General features: G+C 70.8%; 17 protein-coding genes and 1 riboswitch. Of the genes, 7 read left to right on the top strand and 10 right to left on the bottom strand.

Annotation, left to right across the window (positions count from 1 at the left end; all coding sequences use genetic code 11):
- Positions 1-284: 284 nt before the first annotated feature.
- From groL to thrC, 4 genes are all read right to left on the bottom strand, one after another.
- Positions 285-1,907: a chaperonin GroEL gene (gene groL / locus ACZ4AA_RS11780; protein WP_389404309.1), complete on the bottom strand. Its 1,623-nt coding sequence runs from the start codon at positions 1,905-1,907 to the stop codon at positions 285-287.
- Positions 1,908-2,269: 362 nt separating this feature from the next.
- Entirely contained in the window at positions 2,270-2,473 is a 204-nt protein-coding gene (locus ACZ4AA_RS11775; protein WP_005315736.1) for a cold-shock protein, read from the bottom strand.
- Positions 2,474-2,915: 442 nt separating this feature from the next.
- Positions 2,916-3,191 carry a MoaD/ThiS family protein gene (locus ACZ4AA_RS11770; RefSeq protein WP_385395028.1) on the bottom strand — a complete coding sequence of 92 codons (276 nt, stop codon included), beginning with the start codon at positions 3,189-3,191 and terminating at the stop codon, positions 2,916-2,918.
- Positions 3,188-4,486: a threonine synthase gene (gene thrC, locus ACZ4AA_RS11765; RefSeq protein ID WP_467599379.1), complete on the bottom strand. Its 1,299-nt coding sequence runs from the start codon at positions 4,484-4,486 to the stop codon at positions 3,188-3,190. The genes ACZ4AA_RS11770 and thrC overlap by 4 nt, the downstream gene beginning before the upstream one ends.
- Positions 4,487-4,503: 17 nt before the next feature.
- Positions 4,504-4,660: riboswitch (SAM riboswitch) on the bottom strand.
- Between the two features lie 204 nt (positions 4,661-4,864).
- Between thrC and ACZ4AA_RS11760 the strand changes: the two genes are divergently transcribed.
- Both ACZ4AA_RS11760 and ACZ4AA_RS11755 read left to right on the top strand, forming a co-directional pair.
- Complete coding sequence (locus ACZ4AA_RS11760; protein ID WP_467599376.1) at positions 4,865-5,809, top strand: glucosyl-3-phosphoglycerate synthase; 945 nt, start codon at positions 4,865-4,867, stop codon at positions 5,807-5,809.
- 78 nt (positions 5,810-5,887) lie between these two features.
- Complete coding sequence (locus tag ACZ4AA_RS11755) at positions 5,888-7,348, top strand: alpha,alpha-trehalose-phosphate synthase (UDP-forming) (RefSeq protein WP_467599372.1); 1,461 nt, start codon at positions 5,888-5,890, stop codon at positions 7,346-7,348.
- Positions 7,349-7,493: 145 nt separating this feature from the next.
- Here ACZ4AA_RS11755 and otsB read toward each other — a convergent pair whose 3' ends face one another.
- Positions 7,494-8,348: a trehalose-phosphatase gene (gene otsB, locus ACZ4AA_RS11750; protein WP_467599369.1), complete on the bottom strand. Its 855-nt coding sequence runs from the start codon at positions 8,346-8,348 to the stop codon at positions 7,494-7,496.
- Between the two features lie 199 nt (positions 8,349-8,547).
- Complete coding sequence (locus tag ACZ4AA_RS11745; RefSeq protein ID WP_467599366.1) at positions 8,548-8,775, bottom strand: DUF3263 domain-containing protein; 228 nt, start codon at positions 8,773-8,775, stop codon at positions 8,548-8,550.
- Between the two features lie 227 nt (positions 8,776-9,002).
- On the opposite strand from ACZ4AA_RS11745, the gene ACZ4AA_RS11740 reads away from it, so the two are divergent.
- The 3 genes from ACZ4AA_RS11740 to ACZ4AA_RS11730 all read left to right on the top strand — a co-directional run bounded on the left by ACZ4AA_RS11740 (position 9,003) and on the right by ACZ4AA_RS11730 (position 12,219).
- Complete coding sequence (locus ACZ4AA_RS11740) at positions 9,003-9,956, top strand: ROK family protein (protein WP_467600321.1); 954 nt, start codon at positions 9,003-9,005, stop codon at positions 9,954-9,956.
- 7 nt (positions 9,957-9,963) lie between these two features.
- Positions 9,964-11,145 (top strand): N-acetylglucosamine-6-phosphate deacetylase, encoded by a 1,182-nt coding sequence (nagA, locus tag ACZ4AA_RS11735; RefSeq protein WP_467599363.1) that lies wholly within the window; start codon positions 9,964-9,966, stop codon positions 11,143-11,145.
- Between the two features lie 144 nt (positions 11,146-11,289).
- A complete protein-coding gene (locus ACZ4AA_RS11730) occupies positions 11,290-12,219 on the top strand; it encodes a 1-phosphofructokinase family hexose kinase (RefSeq protein ID WP_467599360.1) in 930 nt (309 codons plus the stop codon).
- Between the two features lie 74 nt (positions 12,220-12,293).
- Here ACZ4AA_RS11730 and ACZ4AA_RS11725 read toward each other — a convergent pair whose 3' ends face one another.
- Together ACZ4AA_RS11725 and cdgB are read right to left on the bottom strand one after the other, a co-directional pair.
- Positions 12,294-13,259 carry a CBM35 domain-containing protein gene (locus ACZ4AA_RS11725; protein WP_467599356.1) on the bottom strand — a complete coding sequence of 322 codons (966 nt, stop codon included), beginning with the start codon at positions 13,257-13,259 and terminating at the stop codon, positions 12,294-12,296.
- A gap of 117 nt (positions 13,260-13,376) precedes the next feature.
- On the bottom strand, positions 13,377-15,080 hold the full coding sequence (gene cdgB, locus ACZ4AA_RS11720) for a diguanylate cyclase CdgB (protein WP_467599353.1): 1,704 nt from the start codon (positions 15,078-15,080) through the stop codon (positions 13,377-13,379).
- 535 nt (positions 15,081-15,615) lie between these two features.
- On the opposite strand from cdgB, the gene ACZ4AA_RS11715 reads away from it, so the two are divergent.
- Positions 15,616-16,098 carry a flavin reductase family protein gene (locus ACZ4AA_RS11715; RefSeq protein WP_339135563.1) on the top strand — a complete coding sequence of 161 codons (483 nt, stop codon included), beginning with the start codon at positions 15,616-15,618 and terminating at the stop codon, positions 16,096-16,098.
- A 42-nt stretch (positions 16,099-16,140) separates the two neighbouring features.
- On the opposite strand, the gene arfB is transcribed toward ACZ4AA_RS11715, so the two are convergent.
- On the bottom strand, positions 16,141-16,569 hold the full coding sequence (gene arfB, locus ACZ4AA_RS11710) for an alternative ribosome rescue aminoacyl-tRNA hydrolase ArfB (RefSeq protein WP_467599350.1): 429 nt from the start codon (positions 16,567-16,569) through the stop codon (positions 16,141-16,143).
- A 192-nt stretch (positions 16,570-16,761) separates the two neighbouring features.
- Between arfB and ACZ4AA_RS11705 the strand changes: the two genes are divergently transcribed.
- A complete protein-coding gene (locus ACZ4AA_RS11705) occupies positions 16,762-17,337 on the top strand; it encodes a TerD family protein (protein WP_467599347.1) in 576 nt (191 codons plus the stop codon).
- 72 nt (positions 17,338-17,409) lie between these two features.
- Here the strand turns inward: ACZ4AA_RS11705 and ACZ4AA_RS11700 are convergent, their stop codons facing one another.
- Positions 17,410-18,819, bottom strand: a complete 1,410-nt coding sequence (locus tag ACZ4AA_RS11700) for a M1 family metallopeptidase (RefSeq protein WP_467599344.1) — start codon at positions 18,817-18,819, stop codon at positions 17,410-17,412.
- Between the last annotated feature and the right edge of the window lie 239 nt (positions 18,820-19,058).

Raw genomic sequence — 19,058 nt, 5'->3', positions numbered from 1 at the left:
GGGGGCTCCTCGGAGAGGTGGTCGGTATGACGTCGAACGGTCTGCGAGGCAGGAGATTCCGTACGGTATGTGCACGTGCATCGACTGCTCGTCAGCGTCAACCGCCGTACCGGCCACGGCATTCCGCCGCGCCCGCCCGGGCCGCTGTGATCCGGGCCACCCTCCGGGCCCGCCGTACGCGCCTCCGCCGCCGGAGCCGGGCCGGGGAACGCCCGAGGGCGGCACCCTCCCCTGGGGGAGGGTGCCGCCCTCGGAACGTCAGGACGATGATCGACCGGGGTCGATCAGAAGTCCATGTCACCGCCCGGCATGCCGCCCGGAGCGGCCGCGGAGGCCTTCTCCGGCTTGTCGGCGATGACGGCCTCGGTGGTCAGGAACAGCGCGGCGATGGAGGCGGCGTTCTGAAGAGCGGAACGGGTCACCTTCGCCGGGTCGATGATGCCTTCGGCGATCATGTCGACGTACTCACCGGTCGCGGCGTTCAGGCCGTGGCCGACGGGCAGGTTGCGGACCTTCTCGACGATGACGCCACCCTCGAGACCACCGTTGACGGCGATCTGCTTGAGCGGGGCCTCCAGGGCCAGACGCACGGCGTTGGCGCCGGTCGCCTCGTCACCCGTGAGCTCGAGCTTCTCGAAGACCGAGGAAGCCTGGAGCAGGGCCACGCCACCACCGGCGACGATGCCCTCCTCGACGGCAGCCTTCGCGTTGCGAACGGCGTCCTCGATGCGGTGCTTGCGCTCCTTGAGCTCGACCTCGGTGGCGGCACCGGCCTTGATGACGGCCACGCCGCCGGCCAGCTTCGCCAGACGCTCCTGGAGCTTCTCGCGGTCGTAGTCCGAGTCCGAGTTCTCGATCTCGGCACGGATCTGGTTCACGCGGCCGGCGACCTGGTCGGCGGAGCCGGAGCCGTCGACGATCGTGGTCTCGTCCTTGGTGATGACGACCTTGCGGGCGCGGCCCAGCAGGTCGATACCCGCGTTCTCCAGCTTGAGGCCGACCTCCTCGGAGATGACCTCGCCGCCCGTGAGGATGGCGATGTCGCCGAGCATGGCCTTGCGGCGGTCACCGAAGCCCGGAGCCTTGACGGCGACGGACTTGAAGGTGCCACGGATCTTGTTGACGACCAGGGTCGACAGGGCCTCGCCCTCGACGTCCTCGGCGATGATCAGCAGCGGCTTGCCCGACTGCATGACCTTCTCCAGGAGCGGGAGCAGGTCCTTGACGGAACCGATCTTGGAGTTGGCGATCAGGATGTACGGGTCGTCGAGCGACGCCTCCATACGCTCCATGTCGGTGGCGAAGTACGCCGAGATGTAGCCCTTGTCGAAGCGCATACCCTCGGTGAGCTCCAGCTCCAGACCGAAGGTCTGGGACTCCTCGACGGTGATGACGCCTTCCTTGCCGACCTTGTCCATCGCCTCGGCGATGAGCTCGCCGATCTGGGTGTCGGCGGCGGAGATGGAGGCCGTCGAAGCGATCTGCTCCTTGGTCTCGACATCCTTCGCCTGCTCAAGGAGGGCACCGGAGACGGCCTCGACGGCCTTCTCGATACCGCGCTTGAGGGCCATCGGGTTGGCGCCGGCGGCGACGTTGCGCAGGCCCTCGCGGACGAGAGCCTGGGCGAGGACGGTCGCGGTGGTCGTACCGTCACCGGCGACGTCGTCCGTCTTCTTGGCGACTTCCTTGACCAGCTCGGCGCCGATCTTCTCGTACGGGTCCTCGAGCTCGATCTCCTTGGCGATGGAAACACCATCGTTGGTGATCGTGGGCGCGCCCCACTTCTTCTCGAGGACGACGTTACGGCCCTTGGGGCCGAGGGTGACCTTGACGGCGTCGGCGAGCTGGTTCATCCCGCGCTCGAGACCGCGCCGTGCCTCCTCGTCGAACGCGATGATCTTGGCCATGTGAAGTGGTCCTCCCGGACGGGGTGGATTTCTCCGGATCGTGCCCGCGCCCGCGACGGACGGCCCTCGAACCCTGTGGTTCCTTGCCCCACAGGCCCGTGAGCCTCGCCGGCCCGATCCAAGTTCTGTCACTCTCACTGGGAGAGTGCTAACGCCAATGATTAGCACTCGACCCCTGCGAGTGCAAGCGCCTCTCATGAAAACAGCCCCCTGGCCCAGCCCCCGCCCGGGGTTCCGTCCAGCACGCGCACGCGGGCATGCGCGAGGCGGGGGGCGACCGGGAAACGCACGAGGGGCCCGCACCCCTGGTGGGATGCGGGCCCCTCGTGCGTGAGTTGAGTCGGTGGTCGTTCGCGCCCGGATCAGACGGCGAGTTTGACCATGTCCGCCTGCGGACCCTTCTGGCCCTGCGAGATCTCGAACTCCACTCGCTGACCCTCTTCAAGGGTGCGGTAGCCGTCCATCTGAATCGCGCTGTAGTGCACGAAGACGTCCGCACCACCGTCGACCGCGATGAAGCCGTACCCCTTCTCCGCGTTGAACCACTTGACGGTGCCCTGAGCCATGCCTAACTCCCCTATTACTGGCCCTTGCACAGATCCGCACTTCGCGGATCCGGGTCAGACCTCACCCCCCAAACGGTTGGGGGTGTGCGCCGGAACGCGTCGACCGCGGCTGAATGTATCTGTCCAACTGCCCTCTGCAACAGGTCAGTCGGACGAGAATTCTGGGCATGGCCGATCAATGATTTGCGGAGAATACGCAAGGATCCGGGGCAAGTCGGGCCCCATAAATGCCATAAAATACCCAAAAAGGTGAGCCACTTTGGCTACTTCTTATCGGCGCCAGAACGGCAACTCATATGCGTCCGGCATGAAACCAACATCGAAAACAAACCGGCTTCCCCAACTCTAGCGCGTTCAACCCTACAGAATTGCCCCCTCCGCTTGTCTCGCGGAAGGGGCAATTATGTGAACGCGATGTGTTCGGCATTACCGAGGGTAACGATCAGCCTCCGGCGACGGCCGGAATGATCGAGACTCCGGACCCCGCCGGGGTCGCCGTCTCCAGGCCCTGCTCGAAGCGAACGTCGTCGTCGTTGACGTACACGTTGACGAAGCGGCGCAGCTTGCCCTGGTCGTCCAGGACGCGCGCGGCGATCCCCGTGTGCTTCTTCTCCAGGTCTCCGATGACCTCGGCGAGGGTCGCGCCCTCGGCCGTCACCTCGGCGGCCCCACCGGTGTAGGTGCGCAGAATGGTGGGGATGCGGACGTTGACGCTCATGATGCGAGACCAGCCTCTCGGAAGGAGTCGAGGTTCGGGCGGATGGTCGCGGTCAGCCCGGTGTCGGAGGCCACCGCGTCCAGGGTCTTGAGGCCGTCGCCGGTGTTCAGCACGACGGTGGTCAGCGTCGGGTCGAGCAGACCGTTCTCGATCAGCTTCCGGGTGACACCGACGGTCACACCGCCCGCCGTCTCCGCGAAGATGCCCTCGGTGCGCGCGAGCAGCTTGATCGCGTCCACGATCTGCTCGTCGTCCACGTCCTCCACCGCGCCGCCGGTGCGCCGGGCGATGTCGAGCACGTACGGGCCGTCCGCCGGGTTGCCGATGGCGAGCGACTTGGCGATGGTGTCCGGCTTCTGGGGCCGTACGACGTCGTGGCCGGCCTTGTAGGCCACGGAGACCGGGGAGCAGCCCTCGGCCTGGGCGCCGAAGATCTTGTACGGCCTGTCCTCGACGAGTCCGAGTTTGATCAGCTCCTGGAGACCCTTGTCGATCTTCGTGAGCTGGGAGCCGGAGGCGATCGGCACGACGAGCTGGTCGGGGAGCCTCCAGCCGAGCTGCTCGCAGATCTCGTACGCCAGGGTCTTGGAGCCCTCGGCGTAGTAAGGCCGCAGGTTGACGTTGACGAAGCCCCAGCCCTCGCCGGCCGCGTCGCCGATCAGCTCGGAGCAGAAACGGTTCACGTCGTCGTAGTTGCCCTCGATGCCGACGAGCTCGCCGCCGTAGACCGCGGCCATGACGACCTTGCCCTGCTCCAGGTCGTGCGGGATGAACACGCAGGAACGGAAGCCGGCGCGGGCCGCGGCGGCGCCCACCGCTCCGGCGAGGTTGCCGGTGGAGGAGCAGGAGAGGGTGGTGAACCCGAAGGCACGGGCCGCTTCGATGGCCTGGGCGACGACGCGGTCCTTGAAGGAGTGCGTCGGGTTGCCCGAGTCGTCCTTGACGAAGAGCTTTCCGGCGTCGACGCCGAGCTCACGGGCCAGGTTGTCGGCCCGGACGAGCTTGGTCCAGCCAGGGTTGATGTTCGGCTTGTCCGCCACGTCCGCGGGGACGGGCAGCAGCGGCGCGTAGCGCCAGATGTTCGCGGGTCCCGCTTCGATCCGCTTGCGGAGTTCCTCGGTGTCGTACGCCGAGAAGTCGTAGGCGATCTCGAGCGGGCCGAAACACTCCTCGCAGGCGAAGACCGGGCCGAGCGGCACGCGGTGTCCGCACTCGCGGCAGGAAAGCGCCGCGGCCGGGCCGAGGTCCACCGGGTCGGCGGAGTTCGTGGTGCTTGCAACTGTCTGCGCAGCCATGGAGGCGAGGCCCTTTCTCCTCATCTTCCTCACGGCGCACTTCGCCGTGAGACGGATTTGGCACCTTCCCGAGCCGGGAGCCTCGCGACGCGATCGACATCGATCGCTACGAGACCGGCTGGAGGGTTGCCGGGGCTTCATCGGGCCGTATCCCTCTGCCCCTCTGGATGAGCGGTATTTGATTGTTGAACTGTTGAACACGATACGCGCCGACGATCCAGGACATGCGATGGTCATGCGCGTTGTTCAAGACTGTAACCGAAGGCCAGGACAGTTGAGATAGTCGTCCGAACGGCGAGACGAGCCCATCGATCCGCCGCCGGCCGCAGCGGGCACGCCGACGACGGCGTGTGATCAGACAGTGAGGAGCCGCAGACGGTGCTGAGAGAAGTCGAGAGCTGGCTGAGCACACGCTCCTGGTCCGTGACCGACCGCCCGCTCCACAAACTCATGGCAGCCAAGCGCGTCACCGGCTCGACGGTCAGTGTCGTGCTGCCCGCGCTCAACGAGGAGGAGACGGTCGGCGAGATCGTCGCGATCATCCGCCACGACCTGATGCAGCAGGTGCCCCTCGTCGACGAGATCGTCGTCGTCGACTCCGGTTCGAGCGACCGTACCGCCGCGGTCGCCGCCGCCGCGGGCGCGCGCGTCGTGCACCGCGACGACATCCTCCCGCGGATACCGGCCGTGCCCGGCAAGGGCGAGGTGCTGTGGCGGTCGCTCCTCGTGACGAGCGGGGACATCGTCGCCTTCGTCGACGCGGACCTCAGGGAGTTCTCGTCCGACTTCGTCTCCGGGATCGTGGGCCCCCTGCTCACCGAGCCCGGCGTCGACCTCGTCAAGGCCATGTACGACCGCCCGATGGCCGGCGGTGGCGGGCAGGGCGGCCGGGTCACCGAGCTGATGGCCCGCCCCCTGCTGAACATGCACTGGCCGCAGCTCGCGGGCTTCGTCCAGCCGCTCGGCGGCGAGTACGCGGCTCGCCGCTCGCTGCTCGAACAGCTCCCCTTCCCCGTCGGTTACGGCGTCGAACTGGGCATGCTCGTCGACGCCCTGCACCTGGTGGGCCTGGACGCCCTCGCCCAGGTCGACGTCGGCGTGCGCAAGCACCGCCACCAGGACGGCCAGGCGCTGGGCCGCATGGCCGCCGCGATCTACCGCACCGCGCAGCTCCGGCTCGCCCGCGGCCATCTGATCCGCCCCTCCCTGACCCAGTTCGAACGCGACCGGGACGGTTTCCGGCCGCGCACCTACTCCGTGGACACCGAGGAAAGGCCGCCGATGACCGAAATGTCCGAGTACCAGACGCGCAGAGCCGCGTAGTCCGGCGCCCACGGCCGCCGATCGCATACGGCCGAAGGGCGCGTTTGAGCGTTTCGAGACGGGGCTAGGTTTCGAGGCATGGCTTCAACGCATGGTGCCCACAGGATTCTGGTCGCCTCCAACCGCGGCCCGGTCACCTACGAGGTACGGGAGGACGACTCGCTGCACGCCCGGCGCGGCGGCGGTGGACTCGTCTCGGGTCTCTCCGCGATCGGGCCGGACGCGGGTGCGCTCTGGGTGTGCTCGGCCCTCGGCGACGGCGACCGGGAGGCCGTCCGGCGCGGGGTCGGCGAGGACGGCGTACGGATGCTGGCCATCGACGCCGCCACGCACGCCGACGCGTACAACGGCATCGCCAACTCCGTGCTGTGGTTCGTCCACCACATGCTGTACCAGACCCCGCTGGAGCCGGTCTTCGACGCGGAGTTCCGGCGGCAGTGGGCGTCGTACCGCGCCTACAACCGTGCCTTCGCCGAGGCGCTCGCCGAGGAGGCGGCCGAGGGCGCGTCGGTGCTGGTCCAGGACTACCACCTGTGCCTGGTGCCAGGGATGCTCCGCGAGCTGCGCCCCGACCTGCGCATCGGCCACTTCTCCCACACCCCCTGGGCACCCGAGGACTACTTCCGGATGCTCCCCGACGACATCCGCGCCGAGCTGATGGCGGGCATGCTCGGCGCCGACCGGGTGGCCTTCCTGACCTGGCGGTGGGCCACGGCGTTCATGCGCTGCGCGGAGCAGACCGAACCCGGCCGCTACGTCGCCACCCGGCCCTCGGGCGGCTCCCCCGCGATCGAGCACCTGGACGGCGCCGGGCCGCCCGTGCGCGAGACCCGGGTCGGCGTGCACGGCCTCGGGGCGGACGCCGAGTTCCTGCGCGAGCGCTCGCACCGGGCGGACGTCGGGGAACGCATGGCCGCGCTGCGCGAGGAGATCGGCGCGGGCCGCAGGACGATCGTGCGCGTCGACCGGACCGAGCTGTCCAAGAACATCGTGCGGGGGATGCTGGCGTACCGGCAGCTGCTCGACGACCACCCCGAGTGGCGCGAGCGGGTCGTCCACGTGGCCTTCGCCTATCCCTCGCGGCAGGACCTCGCGGTCTACCGGGACTACACGGCCGAGGTGCAGCGGCTCGCCGACGAGATCAACTCCGGGTACGGAACGCCCGGCTGGACTCCGGTGGTGCTGCACGTGAAGGACGACTTCGCCCGCTCGCTCGCCGCGTACCGGCTGGCCGACGTCGCCCTCGTCAACCCGATCCGGGACGGCATGAACCTCGTCGCCAAGGAGGTCCCGGTCGTCTCCGACGAGGGCTGCGTGCTGGTCCTGTCGCGGGAGGCCGGGGCGTACGAGGAACTGGGCGAGGACGCGATCTCCGTGAACCCGTACGACATCACCGGCACGGCGCGGGCGCTGCACGAGGCACTCGGCATGCAGCCCGGCGAGCGCGCCGAACGCACCAAGCGCCTGTCGGCGGCGGCCACCGCCCTCCCCCCGGCCCAGTGGTTCCTGGACCAACTGCACGAACTCTCTTCGAGTTAGCCCCGGCCGGATCGGTCCAGCCCCTCCGGCGTTTGAGGAGCGGGGTCCAGGGCGGAGCCCCGGGTACGGGTCGGGTAGGGGCGGAGGGGGCGAAACAAGCCGGTGCCCGACCCGCCCCACCCGCAGGGGGACGAACCGGCCCGGGTCAGGCGAGTCGGGCCGCGATGGCGGCGAGGAGGCGGACGACCCCGGCGGGCCCGTCGACCACGAGGTCGGCGCGTTCGGCGAGTTCGGCGACCTCCGAGCTGCCACTGCACACGAGCAGCCCCGGAACCCCGTCGGAGCGAAGCTTGTCGACGGCGGCGAAGGCGGGCAGATCCCCCAGGTCGTCCCCCGCGTACAGCACGGCCTCGGCCCCGGTCTCCCGGACGTACTCCACGAGGGCCACACCCTTGTCCATGCCCGGCGGACGCAGCTCCAGGACCATGCGCCCCGGCTCGACGATCAGCCCGTGCCGGGCGGCGAGCTCACCCAGCGGCTCCCGCAACGCCTCGAACGCGGCCTGCGGATCGGCGGCCCGCCGCGTGTGCACGGCGACCGCCCGGCCCTTCTCCTCGATCCAGGTGCCCTGCCAGGCACCGATCCCGTCGAGGAACCCGGGCAGCTCGGCGCGGACGGCGGCCACACCGGGGTGCGGGGCGGGGGCGGTGACCGTACCGCTCACCGCGTCCCAGCGCTCGGCGCCGTAGTGACCGAGGACGACCAGGTGCTCCAGGCCGGGTACGCCCGCGAAACCGCCGTGGCGCACGGCCACACCGGCCGGGCGGCCGGTGACCACGGCGACGGAGGCGACCTTGGGGGCGAGCGCGGCGAGCGCGGGGACCGCGTCGGGGTGCGCCCGGGCCCGGTCGGGATCGGGAACGATGGGGGCGAGGGTGCCGTCGAAGTCGAGCGCGACGACCGTCCGGGCGGGGTGCGTGAGGATCGCTTCCAGAGCTTCGCGCCCGGCGGGGGTCACCGGGGCCGGCAAGGAGTCCTTGGATTCGGGGTGGGTGCCCATGGAACGACCCTATCCGGGTGGCGCCGGACGCACCCCCGACTCACGCCCGAGCAAGCGCCTCTCCCCCCGGAATGCCCGGATCCCACCTCGCCAAGACCTTCTCTCGCCCCTCCCGACCCGGGGGCGCTGCCCCCGGACCCCCGCTCCTCAAACGCCGGAGGGGCTGAATTTTCCGGCCGGGGCCGGATCCTGCCAGCGTTCATCGTTCGTCGCGGCGGGCCTCGCGGACACGGCGGAGTCTGTTGACCGTCACGGGGTCGTGCGCCAGGGCGCGCGGGTCGTTCAGCAGTGCGTTGAGCAGCTGGTAGTAGCGGACCGGGGCCAGGCCCAGCCGTTCGCGTATGGCGCGCTCCTTGGCGCCGGGGCCGGAGAAGCCGCGGCGCTCCAGGGCGAGAATGCTCCGTTCGCGCGCGGGCAGCTCTTCCATGGACAGCACGGTAGTCCCCGGCACCGACAGGCACCGGGTCCGGGGCCGCCGGGCGAGGGGCAGGAGACCGGCACAGCCCCTGGCCGCCCTGCCCCGCGTGCCAGGTCACGTCTCGGAATGCGGATAGACCAGCTCCATCCCGCGAGTGGACTAGACCTTTCCAGGGGTAAAGCGCGACACTGTCCCCCGTGAGACACGTCATCGCCCTCGATGTGGGCGGCACCGGGATGAAGGCCGCCCTCGTCGGGGTGGACAACGAGCCCTCCCCGGACCGCCCCGGCGCCCCGCGGCAGGACCCCGGGCACCCCGCGCTGCTGCACCAGGCCCGTCGCGCGACCGGCCGTGAGCGCGGGCCCGACGCCGTCGTCGAGGAGATCCTCGACTTCGCCGCCGAACTGCGCGCCTACGGCGAGGAGCACTTCGGCGAGAGCGCGGCAGCGGCCGGCGTCGCCGTCCCCGGCATCGTCGACACCCAGGGCGGCATCGCGGTCTACGCGGCCAACCTCGGCTGGCGCGACGTCCCGCTGCGCCGGCTGCTCGGCGAGCGGCTCGGCGGCGTGCCCGTCGCGCTCGGGCACGACGTGCGCACCGGCGGCCTGGCGGAGGGCCGGATCGGAGCCGGAAAGGGAGCGGACCGCTTTCTGTTCGTCCCGCTGGGCACCGGCATCGCGGGCGCCATCGGCATCAACGGCGGTGTCGAGGAGGGCGCGCACGGCTTCGCGGGCGAGATCGGCCACATCGTCGTACGGCCCGGCGGATCCCCGTGTCCGTGCGGGCAGCGCGGCTGTCTGGAGCGGTTCGCCTCCGCGGCGGCCGTCAGCCAGGCCTGGGCCGAGGCCTCCGGCGACCCCGGGGCGGACGCTGCGGACTGCGCCAAGGCCGTCGAGTCGGGCGACCCGAGGGCGCTGGCCGTCTGGCAGGAGGCGGTCGACGCTCTCGCCGACGGCCTGGTCACCGCGCTCACCCTCCTGGACCCCCGCATGCTGATCATCGGTGGCGGGCTCGCCGAAGCGGGGCAAACGTTGTTCACACCCCTGCGGGCCGCGGTCGAACGACGCGTCACGTTCCAGAAGCTGCCGTCCATCGTCCCCGCCGCCCTCGGGGACACCGCCGGTTGCCTCGGTGCCGGGCTCCTCGCCCGGGACCTCCTGAACACCACTTCTACGACTCCCCGGAGGTAACCACCCGATGGCTCCTAGCAAGGTTCTCGCCGGCGCCCGGGTGGTACTGCCCACCGGGATCGTGCACGACGGCCGCGTGATCATCGACGGCCGGCGGATCGCCGGAGCGGGCGCCCCCGGGACGCAGCCGGCCGGAGGCGGCGCGATCCCCGCGGACACGCCGGTGACCGACCTCTCCGGCCACTGGGTGGTCCCCGGCTTCGTCGACCTCCACAACCACGGCGGCGGCGGAGCGTCCTTCACCTCGGGAACCACCGAGGAGGTCCTGCGGGGCATCCACACCCACCGGCTGCACGGCACCACGACCGTCGTCGCCTCGACCGTCACCGGCGACATGCACGGCCTCGCCGAGCGCGCCGGGATGCTCTCCGAACTGGCCGAGCAGGGCGACCTCGCGGGCATCCACTTCGAGGGCCCGTTCATCTCGCCGTGCCGCAAGGGCGCCCACTCCGAGGAACTGCTGCGCGACCCCGACCCTGCGGACGTCCGCAAGCTGATCGACGCGGCCCGCGGCCGGGCCAGCATGGTCACGCTCGCCCCCGAACTGCCGGGCGGCCTCGACTCCGTGCGGCTGCTCGCCGAACACGGGGTGATCGCGGCGATCGGGCACACCGACGCGACGTACGAGCAGACGAAGGCGGCCATCGACGCCGGCGCGACCGTGGCGACGCACCTGTTCAACGCGATGCCGGCGCTCGGGCACCGGACGCCGGGACCCATCGCCGCCCTCCTGGAGGACGAGCGGATCACGGTCGAGCTGATCAACGACGGCACGCATCTGCACCCCGCCTCGCTGGAACTGGCCTTCCATCACGCGGGTCCCGGCCGGGTCGCGTTCATCACCGACGCCATGGACGCGGCCGGTTTCGGCGACGGCCGCTACATGCTCGGCCCGCTGGAGGTCGAGGTCGCGGACGGCGTCGCCCGCCTGGTGGAGGGCGGTTCGATCGCGGGCTCAACCCTGACCCTCGACCGCGCCTTCCAGCGCGCCGTCACGGTCGACCGGCTGCCGGTCGAGGACGTCGTCGCGGCCCTCTCCGTCAACCCCGCCCGCCTGCTGGGCCGGTACGACCGCGTGGGCTCCCTGGAGCCCGGCAAGGACGCGGACCTCGTGGTCCTCGACGCCGACTTCGCGCTCAAGGGCGTCATGCGCGGCGGCGAATGGGTGGTCGATCCCCAACTGGGGTGATTCATACCTTTGTTGCTTACGGCGGTTGGCCCGGGGGGACTGGGCCGACCGCCGTTGTGTTTGGCATGATCGAGCCTCCGGAAACACCGGCGGGCGTCCGACAGGCGCCCACGTCACAGAACTCTTCGGGGGAGGTCGGCCCAGGTGATCCTCACGGTCACACTGAACACCGCTCTCGACATCACCTATCGCGTACGGGCACTGCGCCCGCACGGCTCGCACCGGGTGACCGAGGTGACCGAACGGCCCGGCGGCAAGGGCCTGAACGTGGGACGGGTGCTGGCCGCGCTCGGGCACGAGGTGACGGTCACCGGGTTCACGGGCGGCGCGACCGGCCGCATCGTGCGGGACCAACTGGCCGAGTCGGCCGGGGTGGTGGACGCGCTCGTCCCGGTGGAGGGACCGACGCGCCGCACGATAGCCGTGGTCGACACGACGACCGGTGACACGACCCAGCTCAACGAACCGGGTCCGGCGATAACCCCCGCCGAGTGGGCGGCCTTCCAGGAGACGTACGAGCATCTGCTGCGCTCCGCCTCGGCGGTGGCCCTGTGCGGCAGCCTGCCCCCGGGCGTCCCGGTCGGCGCCTACGCCCAACTCGTGCGCACCGCACGCGCGTCGGCCGTGCCGGTACTGCTGGACACCAGCGGCGAGCCGCTGCGCAGGGGAGTCGCCGCCCGTCCCGACATCGTCAAGCCGAACGCCGAGGAACTGGCCGAACTCACCGGCTCCCACGAGCCGTTGCAGGCCACCCGCAACGCGCGGCGGCGCGGGGCGCACGCCGTGGTCGCCTCCCTCGGCGCGAACGGACTGCTCGCCCACGCACCCGAGGGCCACTGGCGGGCGACCCCGCCGGTGCGGGCCCACGGCAACCCGACGGGCGCGGGCGACTCCGCCGTCGCGGGTCTGCTGTCGGGACTGGTGGAGAAGCTGGACTGGCCGGCCCGGCTCGCCCGCGCCGTCGCCCTGTCGGCCGCGACGGTGGCCGCACCGGTGGCGGGCGAGTTCGACCGAGCCCTGTACGAGAGCCTGCTGCCCCGGGTGACGGTCACGACCGAGGCCGCCGCCGCCTGACGGGAACCGGGCGGGAACAGCGCAAAGCCCGGCGGATCCGAAGAACCGCCGGGCGCGAAGAGCCTACTTCCCGCCTACTTCCAGCCTGATTCGAGCGAGAACTGGTCGAAGTTCGCGTCGCACTGGTTGCCGTCCGCGCAGGAGATCTGGATGGTGTTGGTGCCCTTGTTGAGCGTGATGTCCGCCCAGGTGTTGGTCCAGCCCTTCGCGTAGTCGCCCTCCGCCGCGTGCGCGAAGTTCTTCAGGTTGAGGGGGCGGTCCTGTGCGGTGCCGTTGACCGTGAGCGTGGCGTTGGCGTCCTTGCCGGGGACGCCGTAGTTGACGTTCAGGGTGTACTTGCCGGCCTTCTGGATGCCGCTGACGTTCCAGACGACCGACGCGCCGACGTGGTTGAAGCCCGTCACGTAGACGCCGCCGTCCGCCTTGGCGCCTGTGACGTCCGACGCCGTGGTCACGCCCGCGCCCAGGTTCAGCGTCTTGGCGTCCGTCTTGGGGAGGTCCGCGGGCGTGTCGGCGCCCTTCGTCTCCGACTGGGTCGGGGACGCGCTCTGGGCGGTCGACGCGGTCGGGCCCGCCTGGTCGCCCTTCTTGTCGCCGTCCCCGCCGCCCAGCATGGCGATGCTGATGCCGATCACGACGGCGGCGACCACGGCGACCGCGCCGATGAGAAGACCCTTGGTGTTCGGGCCACGGCCGCGCCCGCCGCCGTCACCGTGACCGGGCATCGGCGTCCGCGCGGTCTGCGCGCCGCCGGGAGCGGTCTCGGGGGCTCCGTAGTGGGCGTTCGGCTGGCCGTAGCCGCCCTGCTGCGGCACCTGGCCGTACGGGGCGGTGGCGGCCTGCTGGCCGTAGGTGCCTTGAGCGGCCTGCTGGCCGTACCTGCGCTCGCCGACCGCCCGCACCCGGTTGACCGAGCCCGGGTAGCCGTAGCCACCGCCTCCAGAGGGCGGCGTGGCTCCGTTGGCCTGACCGTCGGCGTACAGATAGCCGAACGGGTCGTCCTCCTCGGGCGTGCTCGCGCCGTTGTTGCCGGGCGTCATCCCTTGGTCTCCTCAGCGGGTGCGGTTCTGATGCGGTACACGAATGAATGGCGAGCCTACCCGGTTTCGCTCGGCCAAACGGGGGTCCTTGACCGCATCGACGTACTGACCTGCGTCTTACCCCGCACGCCGATGCTGTCTGGGACGAGAACGTTTCTCGACATACATCCGTTCGTCAGCGGATTTCAACACCTCGTCCGCCGTCATCCCGCAGTGGGCCCAGCCGATGCCGAAACTCGCGCCCACGCGGACGGCCCGCCCGTCGACCCTGATGGGAGGAATGATCGCGTTCCGCAGGCGTACGGCGAGGTCCTGGGCGTCCGCGCGGCCGAGGCCGTCGGCGAGCACGACGAACTCGTCGCCGCCGAGCCGGGCCACCGTGTCGCCGTCGCGGACCCCGTGGGTGAGGCGGCGGGCGACCTCGATGAGAACCTCGTCACCCGCGTTGTGCCCGAACCGGTCGTTGATCGACTTGAAGCCGTCGAGGTCGCAGAAGAGCACCGCGAGCCCCTTGGTGCCGTCGTCCGTCTCGCCCTCGGGGGCGATGGTGTGCACATGGTGGTCGAAGGCCTCGAACGCCTCCGCGCCGGCCCGGAAGTCGAAGCCGTGGCCGTTCCCGTCGTAGGCCGGGTGGCCGTCGTCGTAGTCGCCGGAGGGGTCCGTGTGCCCGTACGCCGCGTCCAGCGAGGCGACCGCGCCCGGCGGCAGCGACTGCGGGCGCCGGCACAGACGGGCACCGAGCCGGGAGCGCAGCTCGGCGGAGTTGGGCAGGCCGGTGAGGGCGTCGTGCGAGGCGCGGTGCGCGAGCTGGAGCTCACGGCGCTTGCGGTCCTCTATGTCCTCGACGTGGGTGAGCAGGAAGCGCGGGCCGTCGGCGGCGTCCGCGACGACCGAGTTGCGCAGATGGACCCAGACGTAGGTGCCGTCGCGGCGCCCGAGCCGCAGCTCGGCACGGCCGCCCTCGGCGGAGGTGCGGAGCAGGGTGCCGATGTCCTCGGGGTGCACGAGGTCGGAGAAGGAGTAGCGGCGCATCGCGGAGGCGGGCCGGCCCAGGAGCCGGCACAGGGCGTCGTTGGTGCGCAGGATGCGGCCGTGCTGGTCGCCGCCCATCTCGGCGATGGCCATGCCGGAGGGGGCGTACTCGAAGGCCTGGCGGAAGGACTCCTCGCTGGCGCGCAGAGCCTGCTGCTCGCGCTCCAGACGGACCAGGGCGCGCTGCATATTCGCGCGTAGACGGGCATTGCTGATGGCGATGGCGCCCTGGAACGCGTACATCTGGAGGGCTTCGCGGCCCCAGGCGCCCGGCCTGCGGCCGTTGCGCGGCCGGTCCACCGAGAGCACGCCGATCAGCTCGCCGTGGCCGCTGCCGCCGCCCGAGCCCGAGACGTTCGGGGTGTACATCGGCGCGAAGAGCCGGTCGGAGGGGTGCCACTCGTCCTCGAAGCGGGGCGCGGGGCCGTCGGTGTACCACTGCGGTACGTCGTCCTCGTCGAGGACCCAGCCCTCGGTGTGCGGGATGAACCGCAGGTCGCCCCATGCCTCGCCCATGGTGAGCCGGCGCTCCCAGGAGGTGCGGGAGCCGACACGGCCGGTGATGAGGGCCTCGGCGGCGGAGTTCCCGGCGAGAGCGGCGACGACGAGGTCACCGTCGGGGCGTACGAGGTTGACGCAGGCCAGCTCGTAGCCGAGCCCGGTGACCACGCCGTCGGCGACGGTCTGCAACGTGTCCGCCAGGCTCCGGGCGGTGTTCATGTCCGCCATCACCTGATGCAGCTGCCGCAGGGTCGCAAGACGGACGTAGGGCTCCGACTCGGTCTCCATGCGCCCTCCCCTCGAGACCTCGCAGCAACTCCAGGGTTCCCTCGGCGTTCCGGCTGCTCTCCGGTTCCCTGCTGACTGTCCGGCGCTCCCCCTGGAACTCCTTCACGCCGTACTCTTCGGCAGCTTCCCCGCATAGCGCCTCAGCCACTGAATCACAGCGCGCTCCCCACTCGGTACACAGGGTCAACAAAATATGGCTCCTGTGACTCAAGTCACAGCGTAACCTGAGCAATTGAGTGGAGTTTCTGCATTTCATTGTGCGTTTACAGAGACGTTGTCGGCCGTCCGTGCAGAACCTGTGCACGTCCGCGCCCGCCGGACGGCCACCGACGAGCGTGCCGGACGGGTACCGACGAGAGTAAGGCCACCCGGCCCCTCTCCGTCCCCGGACCTAGGTCCCGGATCGGGCCGAGGTCCGATGCGGCGCCCTCGGTGCGGAGACTAGCGTTTCGGCGTGCTCACGACTTCCCCCGCTCTCCCCGTCCCCCCGTCCGTGCATGCTGAGGGGGTGAGCAACGACGAGTTCCGCGCCGCCATGACCCGGCTGGCCGCCGGTGTGGTCCTGGTGACCGCGCACGAGCCCGCGCTGGCCCCGGACGGGCCGCGCGGGGAGGACGTCGGCATGACCGCGACCGCGTTCATGTCCGTCTCCCTGGACCCGCCGCTCGTCCTGGTCAGCCTGCGCGAGGGGTCCCGGATGGACGACCTGCTCGACGAGCAGCCGCTGTGGGGCGTCTCCGTGCTCGCGGAGAGCCAGCGGCACATCGCCGGCCGCTTCTCCATGAAGGGCCGCATCAGCGACCGGCTCCTCTTCGAGGACATCCCCTACGTGCGCGGGGAGGCCTCCGGGGCGCTCCTGGTGGGCGGCGCGCTGGCCACCCTGGAGTGCAGCACCGAGCAGCGGATCGCCGCGGGCGACCACACCCTCGTCATCGGCCGCGTCCTGACGGCCCGGGTACCGAGCGCGGACGGCGGCCCCCTGACGTACTTCAAGGGCCGCTACCGCCAACTGGGCTGAAGCGGCCGGGGGGCCGGGGCGGCCGGGAGGGCGGGACAGCCCTTAGCCCCAGTCGCGGCCGGTGCGGCCCCGCTTGGTGTCGGAGCGGGCCTTCTTCTCGCGCAGCCTGCGTTCGTTGACGCCCCGGGGGATACGGGTGGCGCGGCGCGGTCTGGGCGGCGGGGCGGTGGCCTCGGCGAGCAGGGAGGCGAGGCGCACGGCCGCCGTCTCGCGGTTGCGCCACTGGGAGCGGTGCTCGGAGGAGCGCACGCTGACGACCCCGTCCACGAGGCGTCCCTCCAGCTTCGCGAGGGCGCGGTCCTTCCAGACGGGCGGCAGCGCCTCGGTGGCCGCCAGGTCGAAGCGGAGCTCGACCTGGGTGTCGCTGGTGTTCACGTGCTGCCCGCCCGGCCCGCCGGAGCGCGAGAATCGCCACATGAGCTCGGCCTCGGGCAGGGAGACGGAGCCGCGGATGACATAGGGACCGGACATGTGTTCATGGTCGCCCGTGCGACCGGTCCGCGTCACCCTTTTTTCGGGGTCGGCCGGGGCGAAGGGGGGAGTCCGGGTAAAAATGGTAAAGACAGACGGAACCTCGGGTACCCCCCTTGGCGTTCATAGGGGTGACGGTAGCTTCGTCCCCAGTACGAAGCCCGTACGTCACGAGGGAAGGGACTCCCAACAATGGCTGTAAGCCTGTCCAAGGGTGGCAACGTCTCGCTCACCAAGGAGGCTCCGGGCCTGACCGCCGTCACCGTGGGCCTCGGCTGGGATGTCCGCACCACCACGGGCACCGACTTCGACCTCGACGCCTCGGCCATCGCGGTCAACCCCCAGGGCAAGGTCTACTCGGACGCCCACTTCGTCTTCTTCAACAACAAGCAGACGCCGGACAACACCATCGTCCACACCGGTGACAACACCACGGGTGAGGGCGCCGGCGACGACGAGGCGATCAACGTCAACCTCGCGGGTCTCCCCGCCGACATCGAAAAGATCGTCTTCCCGGTCTCCATCTACGACGCGGAGACCCGCTCGCAGAACTTCGGCCAGGTCCGCAACGCCTACATCCGCATCGTGAACCAGGCCGGCGGCGCCGAGATCGCCCGCTACGACCTCTCCGAGGACGCGGCCACCGAGACCGCCATGGTCTTCGGCGAGCTGTACCGCAACGGCGCCGAGTGGAAGTTCCGCGCGGTCGGCCAGGGCTATGCCTCGGGCCTGGTGGGCATCGCGCAGGACTTCGGCGTCAACGTCTGACGGTCCGCCGCGCGCACATGACGAGAAGAGCCCCCGGACTCCGGTTCACCGGGGGCTCCTCTCGTGCGCGGCTCACGGGTGGGCCGGCTTGCCCTTTCCGTACAGCCAGTCCTTCCAGATCCCGCTGAAGTCCTTGCCGGGCGCGGCCTTCTCGACGTACGCGGTGAACTCGGCGGTGTCCGCGTTCGCGTGCCGATGCGCGGCGGCCCAGCCCTGGACGATGTCGTAGAAGGTGTCGTCGCCCACCAGTTGACGGATCTTCTGGAGGACCATCGCGCCGCGGTAGTAGACGGGCGGGTCGGAGATCTGCGCGGGACCGGGCGGGTCCGCGGGCGGGAAGGCCCAGATCTCGCTGCTGTCGACCGGTTCGTAGTAGTCGCCCTTGTAGAGGGAGTCGAAGATCTTCTCGGCGGAGTCGCCGCCGTGGTCCTCGTGCCACAGCCACTCCGCGTAGGTGGCGAAGCCCTCGTTGAGCCACATGTCCCGCCAGGACTTCGGGGTGACCGAGTCGCCGAACCACTGGTGGGCCAGTTCGTGGACCAGGGTCGCGGTGTCGGGGGCGCCGGGGAAGACCGGGCGCGTCTGGGTCTCCAGGGCGTAGCCCGCGTCGTCGGGGCGGTCCACGATCGCCCCGGTGGAGGAGAAGGGGTACGGGCCGAAGTTGTACGCCTCCCAGTCCATGATCTCGGGGATCTGCCCCAGCACCTTCTCGCTCGCCCGCTTCTGGTCCGGGTCCACCGCCACGTAGACCGGCAGCCCGTTCTTCGCCGTCGAGCGGGTGATGTCGTACCGGCCGATCGCGAGGGTCGCCACATAGCTGGCCATCGGTTCGGCGGTGTGCCAGGCGTACGTCGTTCTGCCGTTCTTGGTCGACTCGCTCGTCAACTCGCCGTTGGAGACGGCCTGGAGGCCCTTCGGGACGGTGATCCTGATGTCGTACGACGCCTTGTCGGAGGGGTGGTGGTCACCGGGGAACCAGGCCATCGAACCGGTGGGCTCGCCGAGGCCGAGGGCGCCGTCGGCCGTGCGCAGCCAGCCCTCCTTGGAGGCGTCGGCGTCGGTGATCGTCCGGGGGGGCCCGGAGTAGCGGACCGTCGTGCGAAACGTCTCGCCCTGGTCGAGGTCGTCCCGCGGGCGCACGGTCAGCTCCTGTCCCGCCCGGCTCCAGCCGGCGCGGTGGCCCTCGACCTCGACGTCGGAGACCCGCATCCCCAGCAGGTCGAGATGGAAGGCGCTCAGGTCCTGAAGGGCCCGTGCGGTGATCTCGGCCGTCCCCGTCAGCCGCTTGTGCCCGGGGTCGTAGGAGAGGGTGAGTCCGTAGTGCGTGACGTCGTACCCGCCGTTGCCCATCTTCGGGAAGTACGGGTCGCCGACGCCCGCCGCGCCGGGCTTCCCGTGCACGGAGTCCCCGCCGCAGGCGGTGAGCCCGGCGACGAGCGCGAGGGCCAGGGCAAAGGGGACGGCGGCGGAAGATCGGGGCACATCAGCGATCCTAGGCCGCCGGTCACCGGCCCGCGGGGCGGTGACCGGCCCCGGCGGCCCCGACGCTCCGGGTACGGCCGAAAACCGCCGCCCCGGCGCCCCCACCCCGGCCGGAACCCACCGCCCCAGCACCCTCGGGGTCCGGACCGCGCCCCCCGTCCCGGCACCCCGATCCCGACCCGAACTCCGCGTCCCGGCACCCCAGTCCCGACCCGAGCCCCGTCCCGACCCCCCCGATC

Source organism: Streptomyces sp. NPDC024698, assembly GCF_055559015.1.
Note: the sequence above shows the minus strand (reverse complement) of the source record. Positions and strands in the feature narration are given on the sequence as shown.

What these genes read in the sequence shown, in the direction of transcription:
- groL (WP_389404309.1), bottom strand. Translation starts at nt 1,907, where the DNA reads ATGGCCAAGATCATCGCGTTCGACGAGGAGGCACGGCGCGGTCTCGAG.
- ACZ4AA_RS11775 (WP_005315736.1), bottom strand. Translation starts at nt 2,473, where the DNA reads ATGGCTCAGGGCACCGTCAAGTGGTTCAACGCGGAGAAGGGGTACGGC.
- ACZ4AA_RS11770 (WP_385395028.1), bottom strand. Translation starts at nt 3,191, where the DNA reads ATGAGCGTCAACGTCCGCATCCCCACCATTCTGCGCACCTACACCGGT.
- thrC (WP_467599379.1), bottom strand. Translation starts at nt 4,486, where the DNA reads ATGGCTGCGCAGACAGTTGCAAGCACCACGAACTCCGCCGACCCGGTG.
- ACZ4AA_RS11755 (WP_467599372.1), top strand. Translation starts at nt 5,888, where the DNA reads ATGGCTTCAACGCATGGTGCCCACAGGATTCTGGTCGCCTCCAACCGC.
- otsB (WP_467599369.1), bottom strand. Translation starts at nt 8,348, where the DNA reads ATGGGCACCCACCCCGAATCCAAGGACTCCTTGCCGGCCCCGGTGACC.
- ACZ4AA_RS11745 (WP_467599366.1), bottom strand. Translation starts at nt 8,775, where the DNA reads ATGGAAGAGCTGCCCGCGCGCGAACGGAGCATTCTCGCCCTGGAGCGC.
- ACZ4AA_RS11740 (WP_467600321.1), top strand. Translation starts at nt 9,003, where the DNA reads ATGAAGGCCGCCCTCGTCGGGGTGGACAACGAGCCCTCCCCGGACCGC.
- nagA (WP_467599363.1), top strand. Translation starts at nt 9,964, where the DNA reads ATGGCTCCTAGCAAGGTTCTCGCCGGCGCCCGGGTGGTACTGCCCACC.
- ACZ4AA_RS11725 (WP_467599356.1), bottom strand. Translation starts at nt 13,259, where the DNA reads ATGACGCCCGGCAACAACGGCGCGAGCACGCCCGAGGAGGACGACCCG.
- cdgB (WP_467599353.1), bottom strand. Translation starts at nt 15,080, where the DNA reads ATGGAGACCGAGTCGGAGCCCTACGTCCGTCTTGCGACCCTGCGGCAG.
- ACZ4AA_RS11715 (WP_339135563.1), top strand. Translation starts at nt 15,616, where the DNA reads ATGACCCGGCTGGCCGCCGGTGTGGTCCTGGTGACCGCGCACGAGCCC.
- arfB (WP_467599350.1), bottom strand. Translation starts at nt 16,569, where the DNA reads ATGTCCGGTCCCTATGTCATCCGCGGCTCCGTCTCCCTGCCCGAGGCC.
- ACZ4AA_RS11705 (WP_467599347.1), top strand. Translation starts at nt 16,762, where the DNA reads ATGGCTGTAAGCCTGTCCAAGGGTGGCAACGTCTCGCTCACCAAGGAG.